This window comes from Paraburkholderia phenoliruptrix (genome assembly GCF_019511605.1).
In the GTDB taxonomy this organism is placed as follows: Bacteria; Pseudomonadota; Gammaproteobacteria; order Burkholderiales; family Burkholderiaceae; genus Paraburkholderia; species Paraburkholderia phenoliruptrix_A.
Genome location: NZ_JAEUAV010000041.1, coordinates 21578 through 28828, shown reverse-complemented (window position 1 = coordinate 28828; position 7251 = coordinate 21578). Strand labels below are relative to the sequence as shown.

The 7251-nt window shown below is 62.9% G+C and carries 7 protein-coding genes; 5 read left to right on the top strand and 2 right to left on the bottom strand.

Features of this window, described 5'->3' with window-relative positions; all coding sequences use genetic code 11:
* Nucleotides 1–208: 208 nt before the first annotated feature.
* Complete coding sequence (locus JNB89_RS29770; protein ID WP_220364594.1) at nt 209–1102, bottom strand: BadF/BadG/BcrA/BcrD ATPase family protein; 894 nt, start codon at nt 1100–1102, stop codon at nt 209–211.
* 101 nt (nt 1103–1203) lie between these two features.
* On the opposite strand from JNB89_RS29770, the gene JNB89_RS29765 reads away from it, so the two are divergent.
* Both JNB89_RS29765 and JNB89_RS29760 read left to right on the top strand, forming a co-directional pair.
* On the top strand, nt 1204–1839 hold the full coding sequence (locus tag JNB89_RS29765; protein ID WP_049789947.1) for a DNA-3-methyladenine glycosylase I: 636 nt from the start codon (nt 1204–1206) through the stop codon (nt 1837–1839).
* A 436-nt stretch (nt 1840–2275) separates the two neighbouring features.
* Nucleotides 2276–2701 (top strand): hypothetical protein, encoded by a 426-nt coding sequence (locus JNB89_RS29760; protein ID WP_013340876.1) that lies wholly within the window; start codon nt 2276–2278, stop codon nt 2699–2701.
* A gap of 168 nt (nt 2702–2869) precedes the next feature.
* Here the strand turns inward: JNB89_RS29760 and rpsU are convergent, their stop codons facing one another.
* Entirely contained in the window at nt 2870–3082 is a 213-nt protein-coding gene (rpsU, locus tag JNB89_RS29755) for a 30S ribosomal protein S21 (protein ID WP_006050883.1), read from the bottom strand.
* Nucleotides 3083–4018: 936 nt separating this feature from the next.
* Between rpsU and JNB89_RS29750 the strand changes: the two genes are divergently transcribed.
* From JNB89_RS29750 to fliT, 3 genes are all read left to right on the top strand, one after another.
* Complete coding sequence (locus JNB89_RS29750) at nt 4019–5191, top strand: flagellin (protein WP_013340877.1); 1173 nt, start codon at nt 4019–4021, stop codon at nt 5189–5191.
* Nucleotides 5192–5328: 137 nt separating this feature from the next.
* Nucleotides 5329–6855 (top strand): flagellar filament capping protein FliD, encoded by a 1527-nt coding sequence (fliD, locus tag JNB89_RS29745; protein WP_220364593.1) that lies wholly within the window; start codon nt 5329–5331, stop codon nt 6853–6855.
* Nucleotides 6856–6873: 18 nt separating this feature from the next.
* Nucleotides 6874–7173: a flagellar protein FliT gene (fliT, locus tag JNB89_RS29740; RefSeq protein ID WP_135892612.1), complete on the top strand. Its 300-nt coding sequence runs from the start codon at nt 6874–6876 to the stop codon at nt 7171–7173.
* Nucleotides 7174–7251: the final 78 nt, after the last annotated feature.

Here is a 7251-nt window from a genome sequence, read left to right as displayed (position 1 = left end):
GGCTTGGGCTTGGGCTTGGGCTTGGGCTTGGGCTCTGGGCTCTGGGCTCTGGGCTCCGGGCTTGGGCTCTGGGCTTGGCTCCGGGCTTGAGGCCTTAAGCCTTGAGCTGTGGGCCTTGGCCATGGGCTTTGGGCTTTGGGCTTTGGGCTTTGGGCTTTGGGTTGTAGGCTGCGAGCCTTGAGCTGCGGGCTATGGACTCCGGACTTCCTTAACCGGCCCCGCCCTGGATTCGCGCTGCTTCGCGTTGCGCCAACTGCAAAGCGCCGTGCGCGGAATCCGCCAGCGGCTCGCGCAAGCGCTGCTGATACGTTTGCGGCACGAACTCGCGCAACGGCGCGGCCAGACCGCCGCACAAAGCCACGGGCAGCGTCGCCGACGGATCGAGCGCCGCAATCATCCTGCCAATTTCAAGCCCCGCTTCGCCAAGCAGCCGCGCGGCAAACGGATGCGTGCGATGCGCGATCACGAGCTTCGCCAGGCTCGCGTACGCCGTTTGATTGGCCTCGCAGAGCCACACGACGAGCCCGTCCCGATCGCGCGCGCCGACGTGCGAGAGGAGCGCCTGCGCGAAGTCGTCGTTGGGGCCGCGTCCGTCTAGCGCATGCTGCGCGTGGACAATGGCTCGCAGGCCAAGCCAGGCCCCGCTCGCTTCGTCACCCGACGGAAAGCCATAGCCGCTGACTGTTCTGCATTCTCCGTCGTCGCGCTCTGCCGCCGCCGCGATGCTGCCTGTACCGAGCGCGACGATCACCCCATATGCCCCGCCGTGCGCGCCGAGCAGTGTCGTGTACGCGTCGCTTGCCACGGCGAGCCCCGCAACCGAGGGCGCCTGCGCGCGAAACGCCGACAGCCAGTCACGATTGTTGACACCCGCGAGGCCGCAACCAAGCACGCAGCGCGACCAGTCGAATGCAACCCCGGCGCGCGCGAATGCGTCCGCACAGCCCGCCGCAATGGCCTGCCACGCGCGCTCGACGCCGAGCCCCAAGCCCGACGGCCCGCTTGTCGCCCGTGCCAGCTCGCGCCCCTGCGCATCGGCAAGCACGATTCGCGTACCAGTGCCGCCGCCGTCGACGCCAATCAGAAAGAGGTTCGTGTTCATGAATCGAAATGCGTTTTGTGAGAAATGTGGACAGCGTGGCAGGTCCTTTGCGCTCGCGCAATTGGCCGAATGGCCAGCTTGCGGGCCGCGCGCGTTACGCTATGCTGGCGAGCGACATCACAACGGGGAGCGCTGAAGTGACACAGCGATGCAACTGGGTATCGAGCGATGCGCTCGCACATTATCACGACACCGAATGGGGCGTGCCGTCCCGCGACGACCAGCATCTCTTCGAAATGCTGGTGCTGGAAGGCGCGCAAGCGGGGCTGTCGTGGTCGACCATTCTGAACAAGCGCGCCGGCTACCGGCGCGCGTTCGACAATTTCGACATTGACAAGGTCGCGCGCTTCACGCCGAAACGCGTCGACGCCCTCGTTGCGGACGAAAGCATCGTGCGCCATCGCGGCAAGATAGAAGCGGCCGTCACCAATGCGCGTGCCGTGCAGCAGATTCAGGCAGAACATGGCTCGTTCGCCAACTTCATCTGGTCGTTTGTCGACAACACGCCGATCCAGAACGAGTGGGCGTCGTACAAGGAGGCCCCGGCCGCAACCGAAGTCTCGGATGCGCTCAGCAAGGCACTCAAACGCTACGGCTGCAAGTTCGTCGGCTCGACCATCTGTTATGCGTTCATGCAGGCGGTCGGTATGGTCAACGATCACGAGACGACCTGCATGTGCCGGGCGCGCTGCGCGGCGCTTGGCAAGAAACTGCGCTCGCGCAAAGCGGCGGGGTGAGCCGGTCAGCCGCCAGGCCAGTAAGGTCGCGGCCTGTGAGCCGGTCAGCCGGTCAGCCATCTGAGTGAACAAACCGGCTCCTCGTAGGGTTCAAAGCCGCTGGCGAGTTTCCATTCCCTGGCCGGCTCCTCGCCGGCTCGTCGCGCGCCATCGCAAAACGGCTATCGGGTAAAGCCCTGCTGCGCTTATCGCCGCCGCCGGCCGTTATACAGATCAAGAGCGCTGATCGGCCAATGCGGAGGTCACTGCGAGGCCATTGCGGAAGAGAGCGCGTCCGCAGCGACCCCGCTGTGCGACCCGCGCTGCTGGCTCGGGGCAAATCCCGGAATTAAGGGCGTTTCGCCGTGCTAGTCGGCATTTCGCCAGCGAACGCAAGCGCGATACTGGGATCAGGCGCTCACAACGAGTAACGACCGCGTGGCATAGCGAGACCATCATGAAAACTCTCACCTTCCTCACCCATCAGGCCATTTTCGACCAGGCTGTCAGCCACCTTTTCGGCCAGAAGCGCGCCGCGCTGCTGCCACGCGGAGGCGGCGCTTACCGCGGCTACTGCGGCGGCTGCCCGGTCGGCAATTTCATCAAGCTGCGCGACTACATGACGGCCATGGAAGGCGTACCGGTGCGCTATGTCGGCAAAACGCCCGTCGCGGCTCCCGCTTACATGGACGCCGGCATCGCCGCGCTGCGCAAGGCGCTGCTGCGTTCGCGCATCAATGTGTACGATCAGGCCACCGTCGATCTGCTCAGCTGCCTGCAAAACGTGCACGACGTGTTCGGCACGTGGGAATGGAACGAGCGCCTGAGCTCGATCGCACGCCAATTCGGGCTGTCCGCGGAGCTGTTGAAGAGCGCGGCCTGACGACAGCTCCCGCGCGGCAGCGCCCTGCGCCAACCTGGCAGGGTATGTTTGTGCCCATGCAGGCTAAATTCCGCCCGCATCAGGCCAATCCGGATCCATAAAACAAAACGGCGGTGTGGCTCCTTGCGAAGCTCACACCGCCGTTCGGCTCGTGCTGAAAAAGCGTGCTTAGTGCAGCTTCTTCGGCAGCATCTGGCTGCGCAGGCGCTTGTGCAGGCGCTTCACAGCAGCAGCCTTCTTGCGCTTACGTGCCGTGGTCGGCTTTTCGTACGATTGGCGCTCACGCAGTTCTGCGATCAGGCCGTTCTTTTCGATTGCGCGACGAAAGCGGCGGATCGCCACTTCGAACGGCTCGTTTTCCTTCAGAAGAATCGTCGTCATGTAATTCCTAACTCAATCACTTGATAGGGTTAATTTGCGTGGCGGAAACCGCTCACGCGCCGGCCCTCCGGTCGTTTCGATTCATGGCCAGTAACAGGCAAACGCGGGAAGAACCCGGCCAAACCACGAATGAAACGAGAGGCAAAGCGGCCACGGAGGCCGGAAAAGAGAGGTGGGGAGCTCACCGCGGAACGCGGACAGACGTATTGCAAAGCCGCGCCTGCTGCCGTTTCGCCAACCTTTCATCAACAAAAACCAGATGACGAAACAGGCAAAGATCTCAATTCACTCCCGATGATATCAGGAAACTCTCCATCGTACCAGGGGTTTAGGGTTTGCGCCAGGCCGTCGCGAGTGCTCAGGCGCTCGCGCGGCTCCAGTACACGGCCACGCCGCGCTGGTGGGCGAGCACGGCCCCCTCGAGGTCGGCCTTGTATCCGCCTGACAGCTTCTGCTCCAGCTGTAACAACGGGTAGCCGCACAGGCCATGCCGACGCCGCACCGTGGGCCGAACACGCGGCGGCAGTGTCGCCGAAGCGGGAGCCGGCGTCGACAAACGCAGGGAACAGCCAAAGCGAAGTCACTGCGTCGGCGGTCCAGCGCGAATAGATTCGCGCCGGACATTAGCGGCGCGACTCGCATTTCGGAGTGCCCAATGCGGCGTTTTTGCATGACTTCTCTGCGTTTTATCTGAAGAGAAAAAGAGAATACGCGGCCTTTTCATATCCGGCAGCGCGCCTGCCCGTCGGCCGCAAAGCCTTGTGCGGCGCGGCTCTCGCGCACTGTCGGGCGAGTCGGACGGACCCTCGCGATAGAAAGTCCCTCAAGTTTTTTTTAGGGCCGCCGTCAACCTTCACTGAGGCGGCCAGCAATGAACGAAGCTTCCGCCGATGCCAATGTGGCGTATTGGGCTCAGGCTTATTTAGGAGATTTTCCATGCTCGGAATCAATAGCAATATCAACTCGCTGGTTGCACAGCAGAACCTCAACGGCTCGCAAAGCGCCCTGTCGCAAGCTATCACCCGTCTGTCGTCGGGCAAGCGCATCAACAGCGCGGCTGACGATGCAGCAGGTCTCGCAATCTCGACCCGTATGCAAACCCAGATCAACGGTCTGGGCCAGGGCGTGTCGAACGCGAACGACGGCGTGTCGCTGATTCAGACGGCGTCGAGCGCGCTGTCCTCGCTGACTTCCAGCCTGCAACGTATCCGTACTCTGGCTGTGCAGGCTTCGACCGGCACGATGTCGTCGTCGGACCAGGCAGCACTGCAGAAAGAAGTTGCGCAGCAGATCCAGGAAGTGAACCGTATTGCGTCGCAGACGACGTACAACGGCACCAACATTCTGGACGGCTCCGCAGGTATCGTCGGCTTCCAGGTTGGCGCGAACGTCGGTCAGACGATCAACCTCGACCTGTCGAAGAGCATGTCCGCCGCTAGCCTCGGCAGCGGTTCGCTGGCAACCGGCCAACTGGCTGGCACGATCAGCGGTCTGGACATCGACGCATCGACCGGTGCAGCAGCAACGGCCGGCGCAACGGGCGCAACGATCACCTCGATCAACGTCCTGTCCGACGGTCACGGCGGCTTCACGTTCACCGACCAGAACGGTTCGGCAATCAACGCAACGGTTGCTGGCTCGATCTTCTCGACGGGTACGTCGACGGGTGCAACGACGACTTCGCCGATCACCACGCTGACGATGTCGACGGGTGCATACGACACGACGAACGCAGCTCTGACGACGTCGATCACCAACGCAACGGCACAGATCGGTGCGGTCAACGCGTCCAACACCACCGTGTCGAGCCTCGACATCAGCACGGTCAGCGGCGCGAACGTGGCGATGATCGCAATCGACAACGCCCTGACCGCGGTGAGCAACCTGCAGGCAAGTCTCGGTGCAGCACAGAACCGTTTCAGCGCGATTGCAACGTCGCAGCAAGCTGAAGCAACCGACCTGTCGTCGGCACAATCGCAGATCACCGACGCGAACTTCGCGCAGGAAACTGCTAACCTCTCGAAGGCTCAAGTGCTGCAACAGGCTGGTATCTCGGTTCTGGCGCAAGCCAACTCGCAGCCGCAGCAAGTTCTGAAGCTGCTCCAGTAATAGCTTCTGAAGTTTGACCGGACCTCGCGCTTCACCGCGCGTTGTCCGGTTTTCAGTCTTTCGATGGAAGGTTCGCCTTCCATCCTGCATTTCTGTCACGCCAATCACGCATCAAAACGGACGCACGGAGCATTTCCATGTCAACGATTACGAGTTCATCGGCGGCGAGCGCAGCATCGGCAACGATTGCAGCCGACAACGCAGCACTGCAGCAGGCCATGCAATCGGTCATTAGCGGCGCGACCGGCAACACTTCGCTCGATGTGAACTCGCTCGTCACGGCGCTCGTGAATTCCAAAACCGCAGGTCAGGTTGCCGCATTGGCAGCCCAGCAAAGCAGCGACAACACCCAGATTTCAGCATTCGGCACGCTTTCGGCCGCGCTCGGCGCGCTGGAAACGGGCCTTACCTCACTGTCGAATGGCGGGCTGCAGTCCACGTTCACGGCCACCCTGACCGGTGGCACCGGCATTACCGCGACGGCCGCCACAGGCGCCGTTGCGGGCAGCTATAGCGTCTCGGTCTCGCAGGTCGCGACGGCGCAGGCGCTTACTTCTTCGGCCTTCACCGCGAGCCAGGCGCTCGGCTCCGGGACGTTGGGCATTTCGCTCGGCAGCAAGTCGTTCAACGTGTCGATCAACAGCAGCAACAACACGCTCGCCGGCATCGCCGCCGCGATCAACGGCGCGACCGGCAATCCGGGCGTCACCGCAACGGTCGTCAACGGCACCGACGGCGCGCACCTCGTACTCGCCTCTTCGACGACGGGCGCGGCCAACACCATCAGCGTCGCGGTCAGCAATCTGAGCGGCGACAACGGCCTGTCGAACCTCGGCGTGACGTCCACCGCCAGCACCACGGGCGGCCAGTCGACAATCGCATCGGCCAACAGCAGCAGCGCATGGACGCAAAGCACGGTGGCACAGGACGCGGCATTCACGGTCAACGGCATCGCGGCGACCAGCTCGACCAATGCCGTGACGAGCGCGATTGCCGGTGTCACATTGAACCTGACATCGGCGGCGGTGACGTCACCGGCCACCACGCAAACGCTGACCATCGCAGCGGACACGACGACCCAGGCGAACACGATCAACACCTTCGTTTCGCTGTACAACACCGTCGTGACCACGATGGGCACGCTTTCCAAGTACACCTCGGGCGCGGCGACGCAAGGACCGCTGCTCGGCGATTCCACGCTCAACACGATCAAGAATTCGCTCGCGTCGATCATCGCGGGCGGCGTGAAGAGCGGCAGCACGACGGCGAGCCTCGGCTCCATCGGCATCTCCTTGCAGGCCGACGGCACGCTGCAGGTGGACAGCACGGCGCTCAACAAGGCACTGACCACAGACTCCGCAACCGTCTCGTCATTGTTCAATTCCACGGATGGTATCGGCAAGAAGCTTAGCGACAGCATCACCAATTTCACGGAAACGGGCGGCATGATCGACACGCGAACCAGCGCGCTCAACGCCGACCTGAAGAGCATCACGACACAGCAGACGAGCCTGAACGATTACATTGCGCAGTTGACGAGCCAGTACTCCGCGCAGTTCACGGCGCTCAACACGCTGATGGCGACGACGTCGAACAACTCGGCTTACCTGACGCAGCTCTTCGGCGGCACGAACAGCGCCGGCGCGCTCGCGACCAACAAGTAAGGACACGGAGAATCGCACATGCAGCAATCTGCCCTGATCGAGAAAGTGCTCGCGCTGACCGAAGACATCGAGCACGCGGCCGCGCTGGCCGACTGGCCCGAAGCCGCGCGGCTTGCAGAGATCCGTTCGCCGCTCATCATGTCGCTCAGCGCTACGGACGTGCAGGCGTCGGCCGATGTGATCCGCTCGATCATCGCGCGCAACGCCGCAATTTTCGCCGACGCGCAAACCACGCAAGTGGAACTGGAGGCCGAATACACCGCCGCCATGCGCCGCGTGAGCGCCGCAAACCAGTATCAGAAGGCCGCGCAACTGTGAGCCGATGAGCGGCGCGCAAGCCGCAACAGTCTAACCAACAACAACTGCGCACTCGACCGAGGGTGCGCTCGTTTCACC